General features: G+C 54.4%; 17 protein-coding genes. 13 read left to right on the top strand and 4 right to left on the bottom strand.

Annotated elements, in window-relative coordinates:
- The first annotated feature begins 5 nt into the window (after nt 1-5).
- From tagF to tssH, 10 genes are all read left to right on the top strand, one after another.
- Nucleotides 6-671, top strand: coding sequence for a type VI secretion system-associated protein TagF (tagF, locus tag FDY93_RS07635; RefSeq protein WP_138235165.1), 666 nt, complete (start codon nt 6-8; stop codon nt 669-671).
- A 346-nt stretch (nt 672-1,017) separates the two neighbouring features.
- Complete coding sequence (locus FDY93_RS07630) at nt 1,018-1,830, top strand: hypothetical protein (RefSeq protein ID WP_138235164.1); 813 nt, start codon at nt 1,018-1,020, stop codon at nt 1,828-1,830.
- Nucleotides 1,831-1,889: 59 nt separating this feature from the next.
- Nucleotides 1,890-3,170: a type VI secretion system protein TssA gene (gene tssA, locus FDY93_RS07625; protein ID WP_138235163.1), complete on the top strand. Its 1,281-nt coding sequence runs from the start codon at nt 1,890-1,892 to the stop codon at nt 3,168-3,170.
- 47 nt (nt 3,171-3,217) lie between these two features.
- On the top strand, nt 3,218-3,736 hold the full coding sequence (gene tssB / locus FDY93_RS07620) for a type VI secretion system contractile sheath small subunit (RefSeq protein ID WP_138235162.1): 519 nt from the start codon (nt 3,218-3,220) through the stop codon (nt 3,734-3,736).
- Nucleotides 3,736-5,223, top strand: a complete 1,488-nt coding sequence (gene tssC, locus FDY93_RS07615) for a type VI secretion system contractile sheath large subunit (RefSeq protein WP_138235161.1) — start codon at nt 3,736-3,738, stop codon at nt 5,221-5,223. Before tssB ends, tssC (FDY93_RS07615) begins: the two co-directional genes overlap by 1 nt.
- 70 nt (nt 5,224-5,293) lie before the next feature.
- The gene (gene tssC / locus FDY93_RS07610) at nt 5,294-6,817 is read left to right on the top strand and encodes a type VI secretion system contractile sheath large subunit (RefSeq protein ID WP_421654307.1); all 1,524 of its coding nucleotides are present in this window, start codon (nt 5,294-5,296) and stop codon (nt 6,815-6,817) included.
- Nucleotides 6,817-7,293 carry a type VI secretion system baseplate subunit TssE gene (gene tssE / locus FDY93_RS07605; protein WP_138235160.1) on the top strand — a complete coding sequence of 159 codons (477 nt, stop codon included), beginning with the start codon at nt 6,817-6,819 and terminating at the stop codon, nt 7,291-7,293. The genes tssC (FDY93_RS07610) and tssE overlap by 1 nt, the downstream gene beginning before the upstream one ends.
- Nucleotides 7,293-9,122, top strand: a complete 1,830-nt coding sequence (gene tssF / locus FDY93_RS07600) for a type VI secretion system baseplate subunit TssF (protein ID WP_138235159.1) — start codon at nt 7,293-7,295, stop codon at nt 9,120-9,122. The genes tssE and tssF overlap by 1 nt, the downstream gene beginning before the upstream one ends.
- Entirely contained in the window at nt 9,086-10,309 is a 1,224-nt protein-coding gene (tssG, locus tag FDY93_RS07595; protein WP_138235158.1) for a type VI secretion system baseplate subunit TssG, read from the top strand. Before tssF ends, tssG begins: the two co-directional genes overlap by 37 nt.
- A gap of 56 nt (nt 10,310-10,365) precedes the next feature.
- Nucleotides 10,366-13,026 carry a type VI secretion system ATPase TssH gene (gene tssH, locus FDY93_RS07590; RefSeq protein WP_138235157.1) on the top strand — a complete coding sequence of 887 codons (2,661 nt, stop codon included), beginning with the start codon at nt 10,366-10,368 and terminating at the stop codon, nt 13,024-13,026.
- 46 nt (nt 13,027-13,072) lie between these two features.
- Here tssH and FDY93_RS07585 read toward each other — a convergent pair whose 3' ends face one another.
- The 4 genes from FDY93_RS07585 to FDY93_RS07570 form a co-directional block, all read right to left on the bottom strand.
- Nucleotides 13,073-13,321, bottom strand: a complete 249-nt coding sequence (locus FDY93_RS07585; RefSeq protein ID WP_240914372.1) for a PAAR domain-containing protein — start codon at nt 13,319-13,321, stop codon at nt 13,073-13,075.
- 47 nt (nt 13,322-13,368) lie between these two features.
- Nucleotides 13,369-13,977, bottom strand: a complete 609-nt coding sequence (locus tag FDY93_RS07580) for a DUF6931 family protein (RefSeq protein ID WP_138235155.1) — start codon at nt 13,975-13,977, stop codon at nt 13,369-13,371.
- A 12-nt stretch (nt 13,978-13,989) separates the two neighbouring features.
- Nucleotides 13,990-15,867: a type VI secretion system Vgr family protein gene (locus FDY93_RS07575; protein ID WP_138235154.1), complete on the bottom strand. Its 1,878-nt coding sequence runs from the start codon at nt 15,865-15,867 to the stop codon at nt 13,990-13,992.
- 146 nt (nt 15,868-16,013) lie between these two features.
- On the bottom strand, nt 16,014-16,502 hold the full coding sequence (locus FDY93_RS07570) for an Hcp family type VI secretion system effector (RefSeq protein ID WP_105102826.1): 489 nt from the start codon (nt 16,500-16,502) through the stop codon (nt 16,014-16,016).
- Between the two features lie 648 nt (nt 16,503-17,150).
- Between FDY93_RS07570 and FDY93_RS07565 the strand changes: the two genes are divergently transcribed.
- The 3 genes from FDY93_RS07565 to FDY93_RS07555 all read left to right on the top strand — a co-directional run.
- A complete protein-coding gene (locus FDY93_RS07565) occupies nt 17,151-19,727 on the top strand; it encodes a protein kinase domain-containing protein (protein WP_171018932.1) in 2,577 nt (858 codons plus the stop codon).
- 107 nt (nt 19,728-19,834) lie between these two features.
- Nucleotides 19,835-21,814 (top strand): ShlB/FhaC/HecB family hemolysin secretion/activation protein, encoded by a 1,980-nt coding sequence (locus FDY93_RS07560; protein ID WP_246068505.1) that lies wholly within the window; start codon nt 19,835-19,837, stop codon nt 21,812-21,814.
- 67 nt (nt 21,815-21,881) lie between these two features.
- Nucleotides 21,882-24,072 (top strand): two-partner secretion domain-containing protein (locus FDY93_RS07555; RefSeq protein WP_138235151.1); only part of this gene is annotated, 2,191 nt, incomplete at its 3' end.

The following is a 24,072-nucleotide window of genomic DNA, read 5'->3' as shown; positions in this document are numbered from 1 at the left end:
TGGTTATGGCAAATAAAGGACTATTCGGGAAGCTGCCTGCGCACGGCGACTTCGTACAGCGCGATCTTCCCGCAAGTTTCGTCACTCCATGGGACGAATGGTTGCAGCGCGCGGTCCACGGTTCGCAGGAACTGGTGGGCGAACGCTGGCTGGAGTATTACCTGACCAGTCCCATCTGGCGGTTTGCTCTCTCCGCCGGCGTTGTCAGTCAGAGCGCCTGGGCGGGTGTATTGGTACCGAGCGTCGACAGTGTCGGGCGTTACTTTCCGGTCACGATGGCGGTGTCGCTGCCCGCTGCCAGCAATCCGTTTGATATCCAGGTAAGTGCCGAGAGCTGGTATAGCGAGCTTTCCGAGCTCGCGGTGAGTGCGTTGCAGAATGCACTATTGGCAGATCAGCTGCTGGAGCGTTTCCCAGCGTTTTCCGAGCGGGCGTCTAAAGACATAAAAATGGAAGTGGACGAGCAGCTATTGAAGGCCAGTGGCGAATCTGTCATTGCCGATAGCTATCCGGCGATGCTGGAACGCCTGTGCAAGATGCAGCATGCAAGTTTCAGTGTGTGGTGGTGTGCCGGTTCACAATTTCTGGCGCCGATTACCATGTTGAGCCCGGGTCTGCCCGACCCGTCGGAATATGTGAGTATGCTGGGCGCACCCAAGTTCCACTGGTGATGAAGGTTTGATTGTCAAAACTCTTAAATTGGTATATCCGTACCAATAAAAAGCGGAGTTTTCCGCCGTGAGAAAATCAATTCGGTGTTCAACGGCAAATAGTTTTCGTTAGAATAACGAAATGATTTAACTGCAATCGGTACGATCGTACCTGTTAATGGAGTTTTGAAGGGCATCACTATTCTCTGATCCATGACATTGGATGCTGAAAATGGTCGGAGAGGATTGCAGTGGTAATACGACTGCACAACTTCGCTGCTCTGCTTGAGTATGCGAAGTTTGCATGGTGAATACAGGGAGAGAAACTCACAGTGCAGATGCGCGGTGGGATATTCAGGGAATGGAAATGTCCACCAGTTCTTATCAGGTGATTTTTACCGGTGTGCTTCGTCGCGGGGTCAGTCGCCGCGAAGGCATTAGCCAGCTGGCACAGCGATTGGGTCTGGATTTTGATCAGATCAAACGACTGCTGGCCGCTGCGCGCCCGGTTGTAAAGCGTTGTTCCGAGCAGTCTGAGGGCGAGCGTCTGGTACATGCGTTCTGGCAGGCGGGATGGAAAACGGAATTGATGTGCAATGGCCAGCTGCTGTTTGATGGCGACAACCGTTTTTCCCCGGCTGCTGAAGCGGGCGTTGCTGAGGCTAAAACCAAGGCAATTTTTTCGGAAGATCGGAGCTGTTCAGTACAGGTTCCGGAGAGTTGGCAATCATTCAAGGATCTGAATCGCAGTGCGGTAATCCAGTCTGGCAGCTTGAAGGAAAACCAGTTCCTGGTGGTGCTTTCACAGCAACGGGAGGATCTGCCGGCGGCATCGACGATAGCTGCCTATTGTGGCGCGCAACTGAAACAGTGTGCGGACAGGCTTTCTGGCAGTTCCATCCTTACACCGGCAACGCCGCTTGAGGAGGGAAATTTCTGCGGTTATGTCGGTGAAATTACTGCGAAAATTGATGCAGTGCCGGTGCAGTATCTGGTTGTCTGTTTTGAATGTGGGGCGCAAATCTACACCCTGTTTTTTTGGTGTGAGGAGCAGGACTACCGGTGTCGCAAGCAGAATTTTGAGCGCATTGCTTTTAGCTTTCGCGCAGAGGCGGTACCGGTGCCAACTGGGGTGGATCGGGACTGCGCCGCGCGGCAGGGGATGCTGTCCATTGCCTGATCCGCGATGTCAACAAACAAGGGCAGTTCGCCGCTGCCAAACTCAGAAAAGGAATTTTCATGGCACAGGCCAATGTGATCGATCTCGATACACTTCTGCAGGATATAGCCGGTGACCTTCCGCAGGGAGAGGATATCCGTGCCGATCGCTCCCCCACGTCTGACTACTACACGATTAAAGATGCCCGCAACAGTGCCCGCGCAGCAGAGCGATCCGCAATGTTCGACGACAGTGACGTTGACTTGCTGGCACCCTGGCGCGAGGTGGCAAAAACTGCGGAAAAGATTCTCAAGGAGAAAAGCAAGGACCTTGAAGTTGCCAGCTGGTATACAGAAGCTCTGATTCGCCTGCATGGGTTTGCAGGGCTGCGCGACGGCTTCCAACTGATCGAACGCATGATCGGCGGCTATTGGGATAACCTCTATCCAGAGCCTGATGAGGATGGTATAGAAACCAAAGTGGCGCCGCTCACGGGCCTCAACGGCGATGGCGCGGATGGCACCCTGTTGATGCCGATCCGCAATGCAGATATTACTCCGGAAGGAGATTTTGGCGGCTTTGCTTTTGTGCATTACCAGCAGGCCCGGGACGCCGACAAGATCGTGGATCCCGATGCAAAAGCTGCACGGGTTGAAACCCTCGGTTACAGCCTGGCCGATATTGAACAATGTGTGCAATCTGCCAGCGCGGAATGGGCGCAGGGCCTGATTGATACCATCGAGGAAGCGCTCACCAGTTACAAATCCATCAACGACGCCCTGCGCACCAGTTGCGGACAGGATGCACCGCCATATTCCAGTATTACTAGCCTGCTGGATGAAGTGCTGCGCACCACGCGTTTTATCTACAAGTCCCATCTTGAAACCCTCAACGCCATCGCGGCCGCAGCGGCGCAGAGTGGTGCTGCTGACGACTCCGCTCCGGTCACCGCCGTTGCAGACAGCGCGGTTGCGCTGCCAGTCGGCGCGCCCTCTGGAGTCATCAACAGCCGCGAAGATGCCCTGATGCTGCTCGAAAAGGCGGCAAAGTATTTTCGTACCTATGAGCCGCATACCCCCCTTGCGCCCGGACTTGAACGTCTTATCGGCTGGGGGCGTATGACCGTCGCGGAATTGATGACGGAACTGCTGCCCGACGATACTTCGCGGGCGATTTATTCACAGTTGACCGGTGTGCGCCTCGACGGCTCGGACAGTCAACGGTATGTCGCGCCTCCGGTTACGCAGAGCAGTGCTGAGCCAACCGGTAATTCTGAAGCAACGAGCACAGGTGAAGAGCCCGGGAGCGATGGCGGCTGGGGCGCGCAGCCAGAATCGACCACTACAGAAGCCGGCTGGTGAAGCCAGAGCAATCAACACGATTCCTGAATTGAGGAAAGGAGACCCTGATGTCCGAGAGTATTCACAACAAACTCAAGCGTGTACGTAAACCCCGCGTACATATTACCTATGATGTTGAAACCAACGGCGCGGAGGTCAAGAAAGAGCTGCCGTTTGTTACCGGTGTCATGGGGGATTATTCCGGTGACAACACGGAAAATCGCAAGGCGCTGAAGGAGCGTAAGTTCGTACAGATCGATCGCGATAACTTCAACGATGTGATGGCCAAGGTCAATCCGAAACTGGGCCTGCAGGTGGAAAATACGCTGGCCGGTGACGGCAGCAAGATGGCGGTTAATCTCGATTTTAACCACATGGACGACTTCTCCCCGGAACAGATTGTCGAGCAGGTGGAACCGCTCAAGCAGTTGCTGGAAGCGCGCAGCAAACTGCGTGATCTTTTGAGCAAGGCAGACCGCTCCGAAGAGCTGGAAAAAGTACTGGAAGACATCCTGAAGAGCACTGAAAACGTCAGCGCCATTTCAGAACAGTTGGGTCTTGGTGAAGACAAGGGAGATGATGCGTAATGAGCACCGAAGTTGAAAATGTTGCCGAACAGGCTGCGGAGGAGCAGTCCGTCAGTCTGTTGGAACAGGCTATTTCCGCCACCAAGCAGACCCAGCGCGAAGAAGCGCAGGACCTGATTGCCAACCTGACCCAACAGGTGTTGAAAGGTACGGTAACCTGGGATCGCAATCTGACCCAGACCATCAGCAAAGCGGTCAAAGCTATCGATCAAGCCATGTCCAGGCAGCTCGCTGCGATTATGCACGATGAAAAGTTCCAGAAGCTGGAAGGATCCTGGCGTGGTCTCAACCACCTGGTGATGAACAGTGAAACCAGCTCCACCCTGAAAATCCGCATGATGAATATCACCAAGCGGGAGCTGTTCCGGGATCTGGACAAGGCTGTGGAATTCGACCAGAGCCAGACCTTCAAGAAAATTTATGAAGAAGAGTTCGGCAGCGCCGGCGGTGAACCCTTCGGCTGCATGATTGGTGATTTCGAATTCACCAGCCACCCTGAAGACATCGAGCTGTTGAGCAAAATGTCCAACGTCGCCGCCGCCGGCTTCTGTCCATTCGTATCTGCCGCTGGTGCTGGTATGTTCGGTTTCAGCGACTTTACCGAGCTGTCCAAGCCGCGGGATCTCGGCGGGATTTTCGAATCGGGTGAGTACATCAAGTGGCGCAGTTTCCGCGACAGCGAAGACTCCCGCTTCGTTACTCTGGTCATGCCGCGTACGCTGGCACGTACGCCCTACGGCGCAAATACCAAGCCAGTGGAGTCATTCAACTACGAAGAGTTTGAAGTGGATGAGTCCGGCATGTCGAAACCCGCCGAGCACAACCAGTACTGCTGGATGAATGCCGCTTATGTCATGGGCACAACCATGACCCGTGCCTTTGCGGAAAATTCCTGGTGTACAGCCATTCGCGGTGCTGAGGGCGGCGGCAAGGTGGAAGGCCTGCCTACGCACCTGTTCAAGAGTGACGATGGCGATCTGGATCAGAAATGCCCGACAGAAATCGGCATTACCGACCGGCGCGAAGCGGAGCTCAGCGCCCAGGGCTTCCTGCCGCTTTGTCACTACAAGAATACCGATTACTCCGTATTCTTCGGTTCCCAGAGCGCTCAAAAGCCGAAGGTATTCGACAACCCGGATGCCACAGCAAACGCGGCGATTTCTGCGCGTCTTCCCTACCTGATGGCCACCTCGCGCATTGCTCACTACCTGAAGGTAATGGCGCGCGACAAAGTGGGCTCCTTTATGGAGGCAGGGGACTGTGAGCGCTGGTTAAACAGCTGGATTTCCCAGTACACCAACTCCAATCCCGATGCCAGCCCGGAGATGAAGGCCAAATACCCGCTGGCTGAAGCGAAGGTGGAAGTGAAGGAAATTCCGGGACAGCCCGGCTGCTACAGCGCGGTGGCATACCTGAAGCCATGGCTGCAAATGGAGGAGCTGACGACCTCCATGCGTATGGTGGCCAATATCCCGACCGCGGGATGATACACGGGAGGCCGCCGCCCTGGGTGGCGGCCTCTATGCCTGCCTGTCATTTCTTCTACCGCACCGGGGAGTGCCCGTCTTGCCTTCCACACACGCCAATATTTCCGGCGAAGCAGAGACGCTGCTGGGCGCGGCGCTGCTACATGGCAATCGCGATCCATTGCGAAGGTTTCTCGACGAGCCGGATGAACTGTTCGCTTTTGAATACTGGTTACGCGAGTTGTGTGTCTGCACTCACGCGACACAGTTCAGCGTGAGGCAGTGGCTAAACCGGATCATTGCGGAGCTGGACGAGCTCATCTCCGAGCAGTTGAATAGCATTCTGCACCACCACCGCTTCCAGACGCTGGAAGCGAGCTGGCGCGGTCTTTTTATGCTGGTGCATCAAACACCAAGTGCCGACAACATAAAGATCAAGCTATTGGATGCCAGCTGGAAGGACCTCTCGCGGGATATCGAACGGGCACCGGATTTTGACCAGTCGGGCTTTTTCCACCTGATTTACAACGAAGAGTTCGGTACCCCGGGTGGTGAGCCATTTGGTCTGCTGATCGGTGACTACTACATCGCGCACCAACCGTTTGAAGGCCACCCCTACGACGACGTGTTCACTCTTCAGGGGATAGCACATACCGCAGCTGCGGCGTTTGCGCCTTTTATCTGTGCTGCCACACCACAGCTGTTTGGTGTAGATAGTTTTGATGACCTCGCCAAGCCCATTGATTTTACCGAAGTGTTCCGGCAGAAACAGTACATCCGCTGGAACAGTCTGCGCGACCTCGAAGACAGTCGCTTTCTGGCGATCACCCTGCCTCAGGCATTGATGCGCGAGCCCTATGTAACGGGATTTTCCGCCTATCGCGGTTTGCGATTTCGCGAGGATGTCAGTGCGACGCACAGTCGGAATTATCTGTGGGGCAATGCCGGATTTGCCATGGGTAGCGTGCTGATCCGCGAATTTGATGAGGTGGGCTGGTTTTCGCACATCCGCGGCGTCGCCAGGGATTATCTCGGCGGCGGTCTGGTAACCCAGTTACCCACAGTGGGCTACGGCGTTGACAGCGATCCACAAATGGTAAAGATGACCACCTCCATTCTGGTCACAGACTTTGCCGAGCGCGAACTGAGTGAACTCGGATATACCTGTTTGTGTCACTGCTACGATACGCCGTACAGCGCGTTCAATAGCGCGCCGTCACTGCAGCGACCGAAGGTCTACCAGTCCAAGTCGGCAACAGCCAATGCTCGTATCAGCAGTATGCTGCAGCAGATACTCTGCGCTTCGCGTTTTGCGCACTATATCAAGGTCATGATTCGCGACAAGGTTGGCGCTTACATGAATGCGGCGGACTGCGAGCGGCAGCTGCAGCAGTGGATGGATGCTTACACTACCGGCCGCGAGGATTTGCCTTGGGAAATGCTCGCGCGTTATCCACTGCGCGAAGCGCGCGTCCGGGTGATGGATGAACCTGGAAAACCCGGCAGCTATCAGAGTGTCATACACCTTAAAACCCATTACACGGTGGATCACCTGGTATCTGAATTGAAACTAACAACGGCGCTGTCGCAAATCGGCGTAGGGACGGTCAGTTGATGGTCAGTAAGGAAAAACGACTGCTGGCGCCACTGCTGGATCGGTTATTGGCGTCGTCTGCGGACATGGATCTGTATCGCCCGCACCAGGTTCTGCGCCAGTTGCGAGAGGGGGTGCGGCGAGATCTTGAGTATCTGTTCAATACCCGTTACCGCTGCATGTCGGCACCAGAAAGTCATAGCCACCTTGAGAATTCCAATGTCAACTTCGGCTTACCGGATTTGTCGACGATAAACCTTACATCCGGCGAAAATCGTCGGAAGTTTTGCCGTGAAATCGAGCGGACCATCATGAATTTTGAGCCGCGCATCCGCTCGGTAAAGGTGACGACGCAACAAAACGTGGATGTGGAAGATCCCAGTATCCGGTTCAGAGTCGAGGCGGTGCTGCACGTCAATCCCGCGGCGGAGGTCATTGTATTCGACTCGGCACTCAATCCGGTTACCCAGCTGGTTGATGTATCGGAGGTCAGATAATGAGTGAGAAACTGCTCGACCTGTATGAGCGGGAGCTGGCATTTGTGCAGCAGACCGCCGCTGAGTTCGCGCGTATGCATCCCGCCGCTGCTTCGCGCCTGCAGCTGGATACGGATACCGTAGATGATCCTCTGGTAGGTCGCCTGCTATCCGGGTTTGCCTACATGAACGCACGCGTACAGCAGAAGTTGAATGATGACTTCCCGGAACTGACCGATGCGATGCTGGAAACCCTGTACCCGCATTACCTGCGGCCAATTCCATCCTGCGCAATCGTACAGTTCGAGCCGGAGTCGGATCTCGATGGTATCGTTCACATCGGCGCGGACACATTACTTGAAAGTGAAAGTTTTCAGGGACAGACCTGCCGGTTCACCAGTCGCTACCCAGTAGATATCTGTCCGTTCCGGGTAGAGTCAGCAACCCTGATGCCTCGGCCATTTATTGCACCGGGGTGCAACGAGATCCACGGCGCGAACGCGGTCCTCAAGCTGTCACTGAAAACATTCAGTATTGATATGCGTTTTTCCGAACTGAAGCCCGCAAAACTGCGCTTTTTTCTGCGCGGTCAGCCGAGCCATATCTACGACCTTTACGATCTGCTGCTGACCCGCTGCGTCAAAGTCGTGGTCGCTAATGGCGAGGGTGATCCGCACCCGGTAAAGCTGGAACCGGAAATCCTTCGCCAGGTCGGCCTTGAGCAGGATGAGGGGCTGCTTCCATACCCGGATACGGCATTTATCGGCTACCGTTTACTCACGGAATATTTTGCCTTTCCGGAAAAATTCCACTTTATTGACATCACCGCGCTGAACGACGCCATTGATGAGCATTACGCGGATACTCTGAATCTGTATTTCTATTTGTCCGAATCTCACGACGAGCTGGAAAAGCAATTGGCCCCCAGTATGTTCGCGCTCGGCTGTACACCCGTCGTGAATTTGTTTTCCCAGAGCGCCGATCCTATTCCGCTCACCCATACCCAGTACTCTTACCATGTGGTACCGGATGTAAGGCGTGCCGACGGCCTTGAGGTATATTCCGTCGACGACGTTAATGCCACTGCCGCCAGTGGCGAAACAACCCACTACAGACCGTTTTATGGCATTCAGCACAGCCAGCACAACCTTAAAAAAAATGCGTTCTGGTTTGTGCGCCGTCGCGATGTCGTAGAGGGGGAGCACCGCAATGAACCGGCGTCGGAAGTGGATATCAGCCTGGTGGACCTGGAATTCAACCCGCATCAGGTGAGCGACCAGACCCTCGATATCAGGCTCACCTGCACCAACCGCAATCTGCCGAAGAAGCTACCTACGGGGAACGCGCAGCCGTATTTGTCCATCGTCGACGGCGATGCACCGGCCAAACGGATCAGCTGTGTAGTACCGCCCACCACAACACTTCGCCCACCGCGACGTGACCGGGGCTATTGGCGGCTGATTTCCCACCTGAACCTCAATCATCTGTCAGTCAGCGGAAGCGGGGGGTGCGATGTGCTTAAGGAGATTTTCCGGCTGTACGACTTCCGAAATTCCGGAAGCACCAGAAACCTGATCGAATCTCTGCTGAAACTCGACGCACGACCGATCACCGCACCAATTCAGGTGGACACCAGCGTTGTATTGTGCCGCGGCACCGAAGTCACTATCGAATTGGATGCAATGATGCTCGCGGGAACCAGTCCACTGCTGTATGCCAGTGTGATTGAACGCTTTCTCGGACTCTACTGTTCGATAAATTCCTTTACCCGACTGATCGCTCGTTTGAGCGGTCGCGATGGAGAATTGAAGCGATGGCCGCCTCGCGCCGGCGACAAAGCCTTAGTGTAGTCCAACAGCTGCAAGAGGCTCCTTACCGCTTCGAATTTTTCCAGGCGGTGCGCACGCTTGAGCGCTCGGTGTTGTTGATCGGACATGACAATGCGGGTGCGCAAGCAAAGGTGGCATTCGCCACCGAGCAACTGGCGAGCGGTGCACCGCCCGGACGCGAGCTATTGCGGTTCTACGCCCAGTCATCACTGTCATTTATTGCGGCCGATGTGCTCAAGCTGAGTTCACGGGAACTCAACAGCGAAAGTAACGATCAGCAGGACAAATCTGCGGGAATGGCGCCGGACGTATTGGAGCAACCGGCCGCACACCGTCGCGAGCAAGAGCTACAAAAACAGTGGTGCATGGAGGTCGGCTTTGGAGGGCTGATCGGGAGTCAGGGTGTGATGCCCTACTACATGACAGAGGTGGTTCAGCGCGAACTGAAAGAAAAGAATGCGGCGCTGAAAGATTTTCTTGATATTTTTCACCACAGAAATATATCTCTGTTTTATCGCGCATGGCATAAGTATCAGCTGCCGGTCAACTACGAGAGTGCGCGTCTGCGCAACACGCGAGATCTAGACGCATTCAGCCAGGCGCTGGCATCCGTTGCGGGGCTTGGCACCAGTGAAATGCGCTATCGCCTGCCAATGCCGGACGAGGCGCTCTATGGCATGGCGGGACACCTCGGCCGTCAGCAGTGTTCTGCCGCGGCACTCGCCAGCATGATCCGGCAGTACTTCGGTTTGCAGGTCTCCATCGAGCAGTTTCAGGGGCGCTGGGATGCATTGCCGGAAGATGTTCTGACCCGTCTGCCTGGGCCTGAGGCACCGCTCGGTGTAAACAATCGTCTGGGTACCGATACCATTCTTGGTACGCACTGCTTTCAGGCGCAGAACAAGTTCCGTGTAGTGATTGAGCCTATGGCCTATGAAGAGCATATGGCCATAGCCCCTGGCAGCGAAAAGTTGGAAGCGCTGAAATCTTTTGTGCAGCTATCGGCGGGAATCGAAATGGATTTCGAGATTTCGGTTTCCCTTTATACCGGGCAGGTCGCACCGGTGCAGCTGGCCACCGATAATGACAATCAGCCTTTGCTCGGGTGGAACACCCATATGTCCAGCGATCACCAGTATGACGAGCGGGTGGAAATCAATCTGAGCGCGGATCATGTGTCGCCGGATGAAGTACTTCCGGCGGCATGACAATCAGTTCGTAGTTCATTGATAACAACAAGGATTCCAATAAGGGAATACATGCCATGATCAATATAGATCTCAAACGGCTCGTGGACACCATGACGCCATTCATGCGCGACTCTCTCGAAGGCGCGGCAGGATTGTGCCTGGCCCAGAGCCAGTACAATGTTGAGTTGGAACACTGGCTGCTGAAACTGCTGGATCAGTCGGATACGGATTTCTACCATCTGCTGGAAAAGCACGACGTAAACCCATCGAATGTTGCCCGGCAGTTGGCAACCGCGATAGCACGCTTCAAATCCGGCAGCAGCCGCCCTGCGGCACTGTCGCCTACGATTGTCGAAGCGGCCAAAAACAGCTGGATGCTCGCGTCTATCGATTATGGCCACCGTGCGGTGAGCTCCGGGCATCTGCTTGCAGCACTGTTGTTGGATGAATCCTCCCGGCGCCAGCTGCTGGAGTCCTGCCCGGAGTTAAAGGCCGTTGCCCCGGAATCCATTCGCGAAACCGCCCGTGCGATGTTCGGTCGCAGCGGTGAGTCCTCAGCACTCAGTGGCGCGGTTGACAGTGGCGACGGTGCGGCGGTGGCTGCAGTCGCGAGCAAGGCCCCGGCGCTCGACAAGTACACCGTCAACCTTACCGACAGGGCCGCTAAAGGAGAGATTGACCCGGTACTGGGACGCGATGAGGAAATTCGTCAGTGCATTGATATCCTCACCCGCCGCCGACAGAACAATCCGATTCTGACCGGTGAAGCCGGGGTCGGAAAAACCGCGGTGGTGGAGGGGTTTGCCCTGCGAATCGTCAGCGGTGATGTGCCGGAACCTCTGCGGGATGTCAGCGTAAGAACTCTGGATCTCGGCCTGCTACAGGCCGGCGCGAGCGTAAAAGGGGAGTTTGAAAACCGCCTGAAATCCGTGATTGAAGAGGTGCGCGCATCGGCCAAGCCCATCATCCTGTTTATTGACGAGGCGCATACAATGATCGGCGCGGGAGGCAAGGAGGGGCAGGGTGACGCCGCCAACCTGCTGAAGCCTGCGCTGGCGCGCGGCGAGCTCCGAACCATTGCGGCCACCACCTGGGCGGAATACAAGAAGTACTTTGAACGCGATCCTGCGCTGACCCGCCGCTTTCAGGTGGTAAAAGTGGAGGAGCCCGATGAAAACAAAGCAATTGATATGATGCGCGGCATTGCCGGCACCCTCGAGAGTCACCATAAGGTCCGCATTCTGGATGAAGCGGTAGTGGCGTCGGTTAAACTCTCCCACCGCTACATTCCCGGCCGCCAATTGCCGGACAAGTCTGTAAGTCTGCTGGACACCGCTTGTGCGCGGGTGGCTTTGAGCCAGTCGGCCACCCCCGGCGCCATCGAAGATGTGCAACGCATTATTGCCAGCGCGAGCAGAACCATAGAGAAACTGCAGCGGGAAAATGCCGCGAGCGGTGTACACGAGGAGTACCTGCAGGAGCTTCAGGCACAAAAGCTGGAAGCGCAGCAACAACTTGAGAAACTGCAGAATCAGCAGCGCCAGGAACTGGAGCTCATCGCGCAGATTCAAGCACTGCGTGACCAAATCGATGAGGAATTTGCCCGGCTACAGGATGATGGATCCGTAGATCCGTCGCTGTTGGGGGATCTGAAACAACAGTTGCAAAACCTCAGCAGCGAATTGCGTGAAGTTCAGAGCGACACACCGCTGATGCAACCCGCGGTGGATGAGCAATCCATCGCCGAAGTGATAGCCAACTGGACTGGCATTCCCGTCGGGAAAATGGTCAGCGACGAAATCGCCGCCGTACAGAGTCTTGCCTACCGTCTGAACAAACGGGTGATCGGCCAGCCACATGCGCTAGAGGCCGTAGCACAGGCGATCCGCACATCGCGCGCGGGCCTGACTGATCCCCGCAAGCCGGTGGGTGTATTCCTGTTCTGTGGCACGAGTGGTGTCGGTAAAACCGAAACTGCGCTGGCGCTTGCGGATGAATTGTTCGGCGGCGAGCAGAGTATCACCACGATCAACATGTCGGAGTTCAAGGAGGAGCACAAGGTATCCATGCTACTAGGCTCGCCTCCCGGGTATGTGGGCTACGGCGAGGGTGGCGTGTTGACCGAGGCGGCTCGCCGGAAACCTTATTCGGTAATCCTGCTGGACGAAATGGAAAAGGCGCACCCTGGTGTACAGGATATTTTCTACAACCTGTTCGATAAGGGCACCATCAAGGACGGCGAAGGTCGGGATATCGACTTTAAAAATACCGTGATCATTATGACGTCTAACGCGGGTGAAGACGCAATCCGAGCAATCTTCAATCAGGTGGAAGAAAAACCAGAACCGGAAGTGTTGCTCGACAACATCCGCCCGCATCTGCTGCAGAAGTTCAAACCGGCCTTCCTTGGGCGTGCCAATGTAATTGCATACTACCCGCTGGACGATGAAAACCTGGTTGAAATTTGCCGCATCAATATGCGACGTATAGAAAAGCGTGTCAAAGAGCACTACGGTGCAGCCTTCAGCTACGACGAGGATGTGCTGATCAATATTGTAGCTCGCTGCCAGGAAGCCGATACCGGCGCGCGTAATATCGAGGTCATCCTGAACCGGACATTGCTGCCTTCACTTGCCAGTGAATGTCTGGACAAGATGGCGAAAGGTGAGGAAATTTCCAGTGTGCATATCGGCGCGTCGGAGGAGGGGGATTTCAGCTATCGCGTGAATGGCTAATAATATACTGGAAAAACGATAAAGCCCTGCACTGCAGGGCTTCTCTTTATCCGCCGATCAATACCGTCGGATATCCTACGACGATTTTTCCACCGTGTGCCGTAGAATCCCCCATGCGTGCCGCAGGTTTATTGCAGATGAGCACCGTGGTACTTCCCATCACAATGGAATCGGGTGGCCCTACGCAGGTACAGGTGCTGCCGACGGTCGCCGACGGCATGCCGCCGATAATCACAGTGGGACCGCCGGGGCTCAAAATAGGCCCGCCAACGTGGGGTACCGTACCTGTCACCATGGGGCAGACATGCAAATCCGTGATGCGTGATGCAGGCTTGCCCATATTCAGCTCTCCACCAATTGATTTTCAGTGGCACGCGCTGCTGTCTTTCCGTTACCGCCCCGTGCCAGATCCAGTCCTTGCTGCAAAAAGCGCTGAAAGGATTTCTCCGCATTTACTGGGTTGGAAAGTACCGCCGCCAGGGTGACGCTGCCAGCCACGGCATGGGCGTAGAGATGGGCGGGCGGTTCGATAGCGGGTTCCCCCGGGTCAGACAGGCTGCCATGGCTCCAGGCTGCAGCCGTTGCGGCCCAGCTGGCCGGCGTCTTGTAACGGGTTTTTTCCGCGTACCCTTTGCAATTCAGGCGGCGCTCTTCAGTGGGGCTCTTCACCCAGCTCTCCGCTGCTACGAGAGCGCCGGTATTGTCTTCATCCGTTTGGGGGCCGTGAATATCTCTGGCGCAGAGGCAGGCCCACCAGACAGATTCTCGCTTGGGTAAGCCAAGCGCCAGAAGCTTAACGGCATCGGCGAAAAACCCCGCTTCCATTAGCTGATTGATACTGATCTCCGGTGCGGTATCAGGTATCACATAGCCGCTGGCTTCCTCGCTGATATCCACGTACTGGAGTAATTCTGCGGCTGTCGCCGCCTGAATTTTTATCAGATCCGTCATTGCACAACCTCATCAATTGATTTTGGTAAGTCCGCCTTTCAGCGTGAGAATGCCACTGGCAGCGACCTCCGCCGTAGCGTCTCCCTTACATGAAAGCGTAGTGCCCTTGATGGTGATACCCGATGGCGATATTTTGATGCTGTTGCCCGCAACTTTGAGTTCAATGGAAGCGTTGGAACTGATCTTGATAGCATTAGTGACGCTGATTGTCTGGCTACCACCAATATCCAGTTTCTGATTACCGCTATCGAGCTTGATTGTCTGATTGCCTTTGTTGAGCGTTACAGACTCATTACCCTCGGTAATGGTCAAGGTGCGGTTTTTCTTGATCTCCAGCGTCTGGTTGTTATCAATTTTTCCCGACTGGTCATGATGGATTAGGAAGTTGTGGTCCTTTCCTGCCTCCATATAGATTTCTTCTTCTCCCCCTTTGTCGTCAAAGCGGAATTCATTGAACTTGCTACTTTCGTACTGGGTTTTCCAGCCGCTTTGAGTGGCGGTGTAATTGGGCCCGTTGTTGTCTCCGTTGTACACGGCACCGGTGACCACCGGTCTTTCCGGATCGCCATTGATGTAGCTGATAACAACCTCTTGGCCAACGCGCGGGACAAAGTTGGCACCCCAGCTTTTCCCTGAAAAGGACTGCATTACCCGAACCCAGCAGCTGTTCTGGGACGAATTCCAGGGAAACTTCACCTTGACCTGAGTAAACGGGTCCTTTGATCCGGATGATTCGCTCGCTTTTACACTGACTACTTCAGCGACCTGCGGGTAGAGTATCTTGTTGCTGCCGACAAAAGGATCTGGTCGCGGTGTGATCTTTTCAGGAATACAAGTGAACGTATTGCGGAAATACGATTCTTCGCTGTTGCCATCCGTAGCGTTGATTCGCACCGAGGTCAGCAGATATTTTCCCTTTTCTGATTTGATAGTGTGCTCTAGTTGGAAGCACCCCCCTGCCGCCAATGGCGGGCAGTCACTACTGCCGTGGCCTACGTCAAAGCGACTTTCCTGTGCTTCTATCGCCCGCTTGGCTAGGGCGCCATGATAACTATCGCTGAATTTGTGTTGGTGTTCGCGATCCACCTCAAAGTGGTTCAGGCCGTAAAGACTCTGGATATAGCTGTCGACCCCATTGAGCTTGCTGGCCGTTTTTACGCTCTTAAGGTTGTCTTTGTCGACGGTAAACTCGTTATAGTCCCGAAACTCAAAACCGCCACCATGATAGTGAAAGTCCCGATGCCAGCTGCTAACCGAATTCTTGCGTGGATGACTTCCGCCGCCGTCGTACTCGATTTTTTCTGACGCACAGTCATAGAAATCTTTGTGCTCATCACAGAGGATCAGCTCGTGACTGCCGTCGGCCTGTTTGAAGTAGTAGGAGATACCCTCCTGAGCCATCAGGCGGGTTATAAACTGAAAGTCGGTTTCATTGAACTGTACGCAGTACTCCCGGGCGATATACTCTGCGCTTAGCTTCTCGCTGAACTTGATTTCCTTGCCATACTTGGAGAGTACTTCCTTAATAATGTCTTTTGCGGACTTCTTCTCGAAGATCCGGTTTTCACCTGCCAGATTGGTAAACCAGAGACCAGGTTGGATCACGGCAATATACTGGCGCATTCCTTCCGGGTTCACATCGTGCATGGAAAAATGCGTAATAAAGCCGTCAATGTGACGCTCGGTTTCGCTGTAGTGAATACTCGCGGTGAAGGGCTTGCCGACGATATCGGATTGCGCGATATCGTGGTTGTCTGACAGTAGAGAAATCTGATACCGGTATGGTTTGGATATATGTTCTTCGCCAGTTAACGCGGTGGCTATAAAGATATCTTTGCCCAGCGGACATTTCGTCCGGATCATGCGTTTTTCTTGATTAATAGAAGACATATCAGGCCCAATTCCCTATAGGTGCCGGCTTCCTGAACGCGCACTTTGGAGGCACGCATTCGACTGCAAGTTCAACGGTGTTCAACGGCAAAGGCCGGAGGCGCAGTGGACTACTGCGCGCCCGGCCCGGTACAACAAATTTCCGATTAGAGCGGAGTTGCAGTGGTGAGATCGTACCCAACACGCATGTTTTTCGGATTCTTGTTGGTTTTGTCGGCGTGATTCAGCTCGGCTTCGATCTTCGCAAAGCTCAGGGAGAGCGATTCGGAGGGGGCACCGCCGGCTGAGGCCGTCATGCTGTAGGAGGACACCAGCACGTCTTCCAGTTTGTAAACGGCGTATTTTTCAACAGATTTGGCGCCGGTTTGAACCACGTGGATTTCAACTTTAACGCCTTCGTCGCCGGTTACAGAAGCTTTGAACAAACCACCGGATGCAGCGTCGATACGCTTGGTTACAGTCACTTCGCTGATGCTGGGGCGAGTGGCTTCACGGTTGGCAACGGCACCGGCTTCCATGGAAACGCCGCGGCCAACACCGAAGTTGAAGCTGTCAACTTCGATCCAGTCTTCATAGCCCTTTGCGGTTACGTTGCCGGCAGGCGCCTTGTTATTAAAGTTCATGTAAATAGCCATTTTTAATCCCTCAATATGGTATGGACTTTTTGGTGGTGAATCCTTTACCACCGCGAATGCAGTAGCTCAGGTGATGCCGATCTGGCAAGCGAAACGAATTTAAGCAGACGAAGATTGAAAAAAAAACCGGTAATTTCAATTATTTAATCGACTCTGGCACCAATTTAATGCGCCGAAAGTCGCCTGCCGTTGCAGTCACGTAAGTTCCGGTATTCGACTCCGGCACCATTTTTCGAAATATTATTTTTATCACTACACAGCGGTGTCAGGTTTGACTCTGGCATGTTTTTAAATGCTTCGCAGGCGGTGCCGTCATGTCGGTGTCTATATAGGTAGCGCGTACTTGGTACGCGTGTACGATATTTGGGGTGTGCCGGACCGTTCTGTAAGCGCGTGTAATGGATTTAATTGCGTTTCAGTGAGGACTTCAATTGTTGTGCCAATGTGCGTTGGTTATAATTTGCCGCTTTAAGCAATCTGGCTGTCTGCACTGCAAACACAGACATCTGTGACGCCTGTCATGTTTTGACGGCTGCAGATGTGTGGTGGCGCGATAACCTCGCGATGATGTTGTGTCGCGTTGTCGTAAAGATGTCTTAATCCTGGCAGTGACGGGAAGCACTGCATATCTGCACCAGGGAGATGGTTGTGAATGACAAAACCCGCATAGTCAAAAAGGCCGGAGAGGCGTTGTCGGCATGTGACGATTCCGATGTAACGGTTTTTGTCGGTCATGAGCGAACCGGTGCCAATGATCACCCTCCTGTCGGTGTAAATCCGGGATTGATTCCAACTGGCCCGGGCGCAGCTTCCGAGGCGACAGCAGACGCAACCGTCATTGTCGACTCTGTGAGCCCCGCGGGCCAGCTGCCCAGGCCCCGCGAAGCCGTTCATTTCGAGCCGTCCACTTCCCGTGAGGGCGCCGTTACAAAAACGGTGATCAAGGGGCGCTTCGAACTCGACAAGCTTCTCGGTGTCGGTGGGATGGGGGCTGTGTACAAAGCGTTGGATCGCCGCAAGTTGGAGGCCAGTGACAGCGATCCCTACGTGGCCATCAAACTTCTGAATGAAGATTTCCAGAAGCACCCCGACGCGTTTATCTCCCTGCAGCGCGAAGCGCGAAAATCCCAGACGCTGGCACATCCCAACATCGTGACCGTGTTCGACTTCGACCGCGAAGGCGATCGGGTATTCATGACTATGGAGTTTCTCGAGGGGGCGCCGCTCGACAAACTACTGCGGGAGCATGCAGACGTTGGCCTTGAAAAGGAGCGTGCAGCGTCCGTGCTGCGAGATGTCTCTCAGGCACTGATTTACGCCCACTCCCACAGAATTGTGCACTCGGATTTCAAGCCGGGAAATATTTTCGTCACCCGCAAGAAGGGGGCGAAAGTTATTGATTTCGGTATTGCCCGCGCGGTCTCGGAAGGCGGGATCGCCAGCAAAGCCGGAGAGAAGACTATATTCGATGCCGGTACTCTGGGGGCATTGACTCCCGCGTATGCCAGCCTCGAAATGCTGAATGGCAGCGAACCCCAACCCTGTGATGATGTGTATGCACTGGGTTGTGTCGCTTACGAATTATTCAGCGGTCGCCACCCTTTTGGCAAAGTTCCCGCCGATAAAGCATTTGAGCAAAAGCTCAAGCCAAAGCGCATCCGTTCTCTGAGCCGTCGCCAGTGGCGGGCTATTGAGTCGGCGCTCGCGTTCCAGAGACAACAGCGGACTGCGACGGTAGAACGATTTGTTCAGCAGTTCTTCGGCAAAAGAGGCTGGAAATGGGCATTTGGCAGCTTGTTTGTGGCGACGCTGGTCGCGGGTGGGATCGGGTATACCCACCTCGAGCAGGAGAATACGGCGGAGCAGCAGCGGGTCAAGATCGAGCTTGAGAAAAAACTACAGCAGGAGCTGCTGGAACGCCGTATTTCCGACAAGCGTGAGGCGATCAACCGATTACTGGGGCTGAGTGTCCTGACGCCGTCATGGGAGCGCGATCTGCGTGTGGAGTTGCAGGAATATATCGAGCTGAACCCGCAAGACAGCCAGTTTCCTGACTCCGTGCACCGCCAGGTTTCGGACTTGTTTATTGCGGCATCTACCGGGCAGTTGACACTGGGAAATCTTGAACCGGCAGAGGAAATGCTCGGGCGAGCAGCCAGCTGGAACGAACAGGTGGAGGGAGCTGATGAAATCCGTGCGCAACTTGCGCAGGAGCGCGAGGAGCTGCGCCAGCGTCTGGAGGCAGAGCGTCTCGCCGCAGAGCGCGAAGCGGAACGTCTGCGTCAGGAGGAGCTCAGGGCTCAGCAGCGCATTGCTGCTCAGGAAAAACAACGCCAGATCAATCTTGTGCTGGATGATATGGAGAGCGCGCTGCGATGTGATTTTGGTATGCAGGTTGCTGCGGTTGGGGAGGGGTTGAACCGCCTTGCCAGTATTGATCGGGCAAAGGCACAGGTGTTGAGGCCTGTGGTAGCCGATGAGCTGAGCACCTGTTTTTCGGGGCTTGCTCTGAAAAGTCCAGAGCACACGGAAGCACTTCTTAAACAAGCGCAGGCACTGTTGCCGGCACAGCCGCAGCTGGCACAGCTTGATATTGATTACTGTGCACATCTTCGCCCCGGCAGTGGTGCGCGCGGCGATCGCTACAGTTGTGCGGACCCGATGCGCTCTGGTGGGCGTGGACCGGAGCTGGTTGTCGTCAATGGCGCCGGCGGTCGCCCTCTGGCCGTAGGAAAATATGAGGTATCCAACGCGGAATTTGCGCGCTTCTGTGGGATCCTGGGGGCGTGCGGTGATCTCGACCTTGGCTCGGGAGTACTGCCGGTGAACCGTATCAGCCGTGATCAGGCGGAACAATTTATTCAGTGGTTGAGCAGCGAGACCCGTCGCAACTATCGGCTGCCGTCCGAGTCTGAGTGGTTCGCGGCCGCCAGCGCCAACGGCGAAGCGGAAGTATCCGATCGCAATTGCTATCTGCGTTATGGCGGTATCGAAAAAGGTCGAGAGCTTGTTGCCACGAATACAGGAACCGCAAATGCCTTTGGCATTGTCAATGCTGTCGGCAATGTACAGGAGTGGGTGCTGGGGGTAGATCAACAGCTGATTGCCGCGGGCGGAAGCCGGCAGGATGCGATGAGTCGTTGCCTGGTTACGTCAAAAACGCTACACAGCGGCACACCGGACGAATTTACCGGATTCCGGGTAGTAAGAGACCTGGTGCGTTGATTGCCGGGTAAGACTTCCGATCAGGTTCTGAAGCGAGTGCGCCGTCCGGAGATTTGCACTGGCGCCTCGCAATCGAGTATTGAATGTTCCAAGGGGGGAATGTGGCGTTGAAGAACAAAGGACTGTTGTGGGGCTCAGTGTGGGGGCTCTTGTTCTCATCCTCGGTGGTCGTTGCCGATGATGGCGACAGTGGCTTCAGAAGCCGTGTCAAACAGGCGTTTGAGCAGGACATCCCCCACGTTGATGATGCCGACGTTGCGGAGGAATTTGAACGGCGAGCAAAGGAGGCCCGTGACCCTAACCTTGACACCGATATCCCGGAAGTGTCTGGACGGGAAATTGGCCCGCGTATTTCCGTGCGCGAATTCCGCTTTCACCGACTTGTGGAATATCCGGAGTTTGGGATCGAACGGAAAATAATCGAGGAAAAGGCTGAAGAGCTGCGTGTGAAGTACATGCAGGAAGACAAGGTTGTCGCCGCGGGATACACCGTCGAGAACCTGAAAGAAATCGCCCTGTTGCTGGATGGTATGGGCGCACGTTATGCGCCCGAGAGCCTCGGGCCCAGGGAACTGCGCAAACTGGTCAATGTACTTGAGCGTCAGAATGCGCAGCGTGGATTGAGTTATGTCGATCTGGAAGATATCGCCGCGGAGTTGACACGGTTTTACCGGCAGCAGGGGCTCTTCCTCGCTCAGGTCCAGATTCCCGCACAGGAAGTCAAGGACGGTATTGTGACGTTTTCAGTGCAGGAGGGCATCCTTGGTCAGATATCCGTGCATGACAATAAGGAGTACAAGGAAAGGCAACTGGCCTCTGCCTTTGCAGGCCAGCAGGGAAAACTGGTCAATCACAAGGATATCGAGGAGTCACTTTACCTCCTGAATGACCTGCCGGCCCTGAATGTGACCGGCTACTTCAGCCCCGGTGACAATCCGGGTGAGACCCGCCTCAACTTGAAAGTGCGGGACGAAAATTCCTGGCGCCTTGTCACCCGTATGGACAACCACGGGTCTGTCTTTACCGGTGACAACCGGATTTTCACGTCGGTGGATTGGTTCAACCCTCTGGGTATCGGCGATGAACTGACGGTGGGTTATCTGAAATCGGCGGGTATCGACAGCTTTGATTCCGGCTTTGGTTCGAACCTGGGGCAATTCAAATACAGCCTTCCGGTATTCAGTCCCAGGACCCGAGTACAGGTTTCTGCGGACTATAACCAGTTCAAAATCCAGAATGAGGAGGATAAGGGCGATGTTATTAACATGCTGCAACTGGAAGGCATCAACGAAAGCTACGCCCTGAGTGTGGAGCATAAATTCAAGCGCTCCCGTGACTTCAATGTTTCCGGATTCTTCAGCCTGACGGATAAAAAATCCGAGATTACATCCATAGATGGAATTCTTGATCAGGATAACCATGCAATAGGTGGTGAAATGGGGGTATATCTGGATCACCTGTCAGGTGGCGTTATTCCCATGCTGAACGTGGTCAATGCCAAGGTGCAATATGGAGAGCTCGACAGTTATTTCTCTCAGTTTGGGGCGGGACTAGAACGCGCATCGGACTTTGAGAAGTTTGCCGCGGAAACTAGCTCTCTGTTGTTCGTGCCTATGCCCTTTGCAGACTCCAAAGCCAGGCTGATCTTAAAGAGCCGCTGGCAGTACAGCGAGGATGGCCTGCCTGCATTTGAACAATTCTCTCTCGGCGGTGCCAACGGTGTGCGCGCATTTGATGTACGCGATTTTTCTGCCGACCAGGCGGGATTGATTTCCGCGGAGTGGTACCCTGCCTTCCCCGATGCGATCAATCCGAGAATTTTCGGCAATCGTCTGAACGATATGTTGCAGGTTGCGCTAATCGCCGATGCAGGTTACGGCGTGGTCAATAATTTCGAGGCCGAGCTCGCCAACGACTGGGCCGCATTTTCCGGCGCAGGGTTTCTGTTCAAGTTCAGCTGGAGCGAAAACTGGGCAAGCCAGCTTTCTGTGGCCTGGCCAACCATGTCCAAATCTTCCATCGATGGTGCCGGCGATAATGCAGATGATCCGACGGTTTATGCGGACTTCTCCTATTTCCTGCAGTAACACACTTCTTGTCAAACGAATCCGGCGGTGTAAGTGACACCGCCTCGCAGATAATCGGCAAAATATCATGAACATGAAGAAAAGTTCTCTCGCGATCGCAGTGGAAGTGGCAAAATTGACATGCCTTGGTTTGATTACAACCAACTCGGTCGTGGCTGCGCCTGGAACGATAAACTCTGCGACTGGGAACGTAAGTGAGATTGAATCGGGCAGCGATGCTATTTATCAGATTGACGGAAAATTTGGAAAGATAGACTGGGATTCTTTCGATGTTCTTGAGGGCGACAGCGTTACCTTTCGCTTTGGAGGGAATCTCAACGATACCCAGGCATCCTCTATTATTGTTAATAAGGTTCTCACGGGCACGACAGATATCAGTGGAAATGTTATTTCCAATGGTCATGTAGTATTGGTCAATCCAAGGGGAATTCTTTTTAGTGAAAATTCGTCGGTAAACGTTCAGGCGCTTACTCTTTCGGCGCTCGATGGCAATATATCTGGCGTCGGCGAAAACTTTACATTTGAAATTCTAGAGAATGTTGAGGGCGATGTAGGTGTCGTCAACACGGACGGACAAATTATAGCGCCAAACGGCGTGACCCTTATCGGCAAGAGTGTTAAGAATTTCGCGGATATAAATCAGGGCGTTGCGGGTGACCTGATCGCCGGTAATGTGAATTTTTATTCTGCCGACAAGGCCGTACTTTCCCTGGATGAAAATGGGCTCATTGGGGTTGAAATAACCAGGGATGAATTTGTTGAAGAGTTCCAAAGTGATTTCGCGGAATACGCAATTCAGAATACTGGAAACATCAATGCAGCAAACGTGGTTATGGAGGCCAGAGTAGCCGATGGATTTACCCAGGCCGCGATCAATAATAGCGGTATCATTACCGCGAGAGGTATAACTGAATCTGGCGGTGTGATCCGCCTGTCCGCCTCATCTTACGATGGCGAATCGGTTGCGGCGGTAAACCTAACTGGAAGTAGTGAGCTGATTGCTGAGTCGGCGCCTAGTCCGGAAGGTGGGGCAGGAAAGATTGAGCTGATTGCCACTGACGAAGTGGTAAATGAGGGATCAATCCATGCCATCAGGGGGGATAGGCTCTCCGGAGGGCTTGTTGAGGTTTCCGCGGCGAGAGGAATGAGGAACTCTGGCGAAGTACAGGCCGGTGCTTTTAGCCTTACTGTTGGAGATTCTACAGATGAAACGGATTCTTCCAGTGTGCTTGGCAGCATCACATCGGTCGATACGATTGAAATCACCAATGTCGGGGGCATAGCGCAGTTTGATATTAGTGGATTGTCTACAAGCCAGAATCTGAAAGGCGTCATCGACGGGGGCACTGGAAATCTGGTCGACGGTGCGCTGTCTGTATCGGATACGGATGGCGAAATCGCCCAGATCCATGGTGCCAGCCAGATCACGGCGGCAAGCGGTTCCAGTATCGAAGGTACCGCCAATGCAGACGAATTCACCCTCACCGCCTCCGGTCTCAGTTATCTGGACGTTGAATTTTTAGGCATCACCAGCATAGACGGTCTGGACGGAATGGATGTGCTGATTGGCCGGGACGGCCAAGACTGGAGTCTGGAAGGTAGCCCGGTTGATGGTTTGAGTCTTGAACGGATTGAAGTCCTTCAGGCCACAAATGCGGGCTTGTTGGGAACGAGCGGTAACGATGTCATTACATTCACGGCCGAAAATGAGGTGAAAGCCGGTGACTTCATTTACCGTAATTTAACAGGTGTGAACGGCGGTAGTGGCAACGATACGGTGATTTCCGGCAATGATCAGGATTACATCCTTAACGCGAATGGCAGCGTTGATCACGCCAATGTGAACTTTACCCAATTCGAAGAGTTTCAGGCGGGAGGCACCGGGAATATTGATGCCAGCAACTTCTCTGCAGGACTGGCGCTTACCGGCAACAACGGTGAAGTGGAAGCTGGCGAAATAACCTTCAGGGGTCTCTCAACCGCTATCGCTGACAGTCTGCGGGGCAGTGCCCAGGCGGATAATTTCGTCGTGCAGGCCAACAATGTGATTGAGGCGCGGGGCATTGATTTTTCCGGTGTAACGACAATCACCGCTGGCGGCACAAACAATATCGCCACCGGATTAGCGGCAGTCGACTGGCGGCTGCAAGACTCGGACAGTGCAAGCAACAGTGGAATCCGGTTCGATGGCTTCCGCAACCTCGTCGCCAACAATGCGGGCCTGGTGGGCACGGCCGGCGACGACACCTTCACCCTGA

This window comes from Microbulbifer harenosus, assembly GCF_005771435.1.
In the GTDB taxonomy this organism is placed as follows: Bacteria; Pseudomonadota; Gammaproteobacteria; order Pseudomonadales; family Cellvibrionaceae; genus Microbulbifer; species Microbulbifer harenosus.
This window is presented reverse-complemented; position numbering and strand designations above follow the sequence as displayed.

Bases quoted from the DNA above. Each gene is read 5' to 3' on its own strand.
- FDY93_RS07585 (WP_240914372.1), bottom strand. From the start codon at position 13,321: ATGGTGACAGGTACGGTACCCCACGTTGGCGGGCCTATTTTGAGCCCC.
- FDY93_RS07575 (WP_138235154.1), bottom strand. From the start codon at position 15,867: ATGTCTTCTATTAATCAAGAAAAACGCATGATCCGGACGAAATGTCCG.
- tssF (WP_138235159.1), top strand. From the start codon at position 7,293: ATGAGTGAGAAACTGCTCGACCTGTATGAGCGGGAGCTGGCATTTGTG.
- tssG (WP_138235158.1), top strand. From the start codon at position 9,086: ATGGCCGCCTCGCGCCGGCGACAAAGCCTTAGTGTAGTCCAACAGCTG.
- tssE (WP_138235160.1), top strand. From the start codon at position 6,817: ATGGTCAGTAAGGAAAAACGACTGCTGGCGCCACTGCTGGATCGGTTA.
- tssC (WP_138235161.1), top strand. From the start codon at position 3,736: ATGAGCACCGAAGTTGAAAATGTTGCCGAACAGGCTGCGGAGGAGCAG.
- FDY93_RS07630 (WP_138235164.1), top strand. From the start codon at position 1,018: ATGTCCACCAGTTCTTATCAGGTGATTTTTACCGGTGTGCTTCGTCGC.
- FDY93_RS07580 (WP_138235155.1), bottom strand. From the start codon at position 13,977: ATGACGGATCTGATAAAAATTCAGGCGGCGACAGCCGCAGAATTACTC.
- tssB (WP_138235162.1), top strand. From the start codon at position 3,218: ATGTCCGAGAGTATTCACAACAAACTCAAGCGTGTACGTAAACCCCGC.
- tagF (WP_138235165.1), top strand. From the start codon at position 6: ATGGCAAATAAAGGACTATTCGGGAAGCTGCCTGCGCACGGCGACTTC.
- tssA (WP_138235163.1), top strand. From the start codon at position 1,890: ATGGCACAGGCCAATGTGATCGATCTCGATACACTTCTGCAGGATATA.
- FDY93_RS07570 (WP_105102826.1), bottom strand. From the start codon at position 16,502: ATGGCTATTTACATGAACTTTAATAACAAGGCGCCTGCCGGCAACGTA.
- tssH (WP_138235157.1), top strand. From the start codon at position 10,366: ATGATCAATATAGATCTCAAACGGCTCGTGGACACCATGACGCCATTC.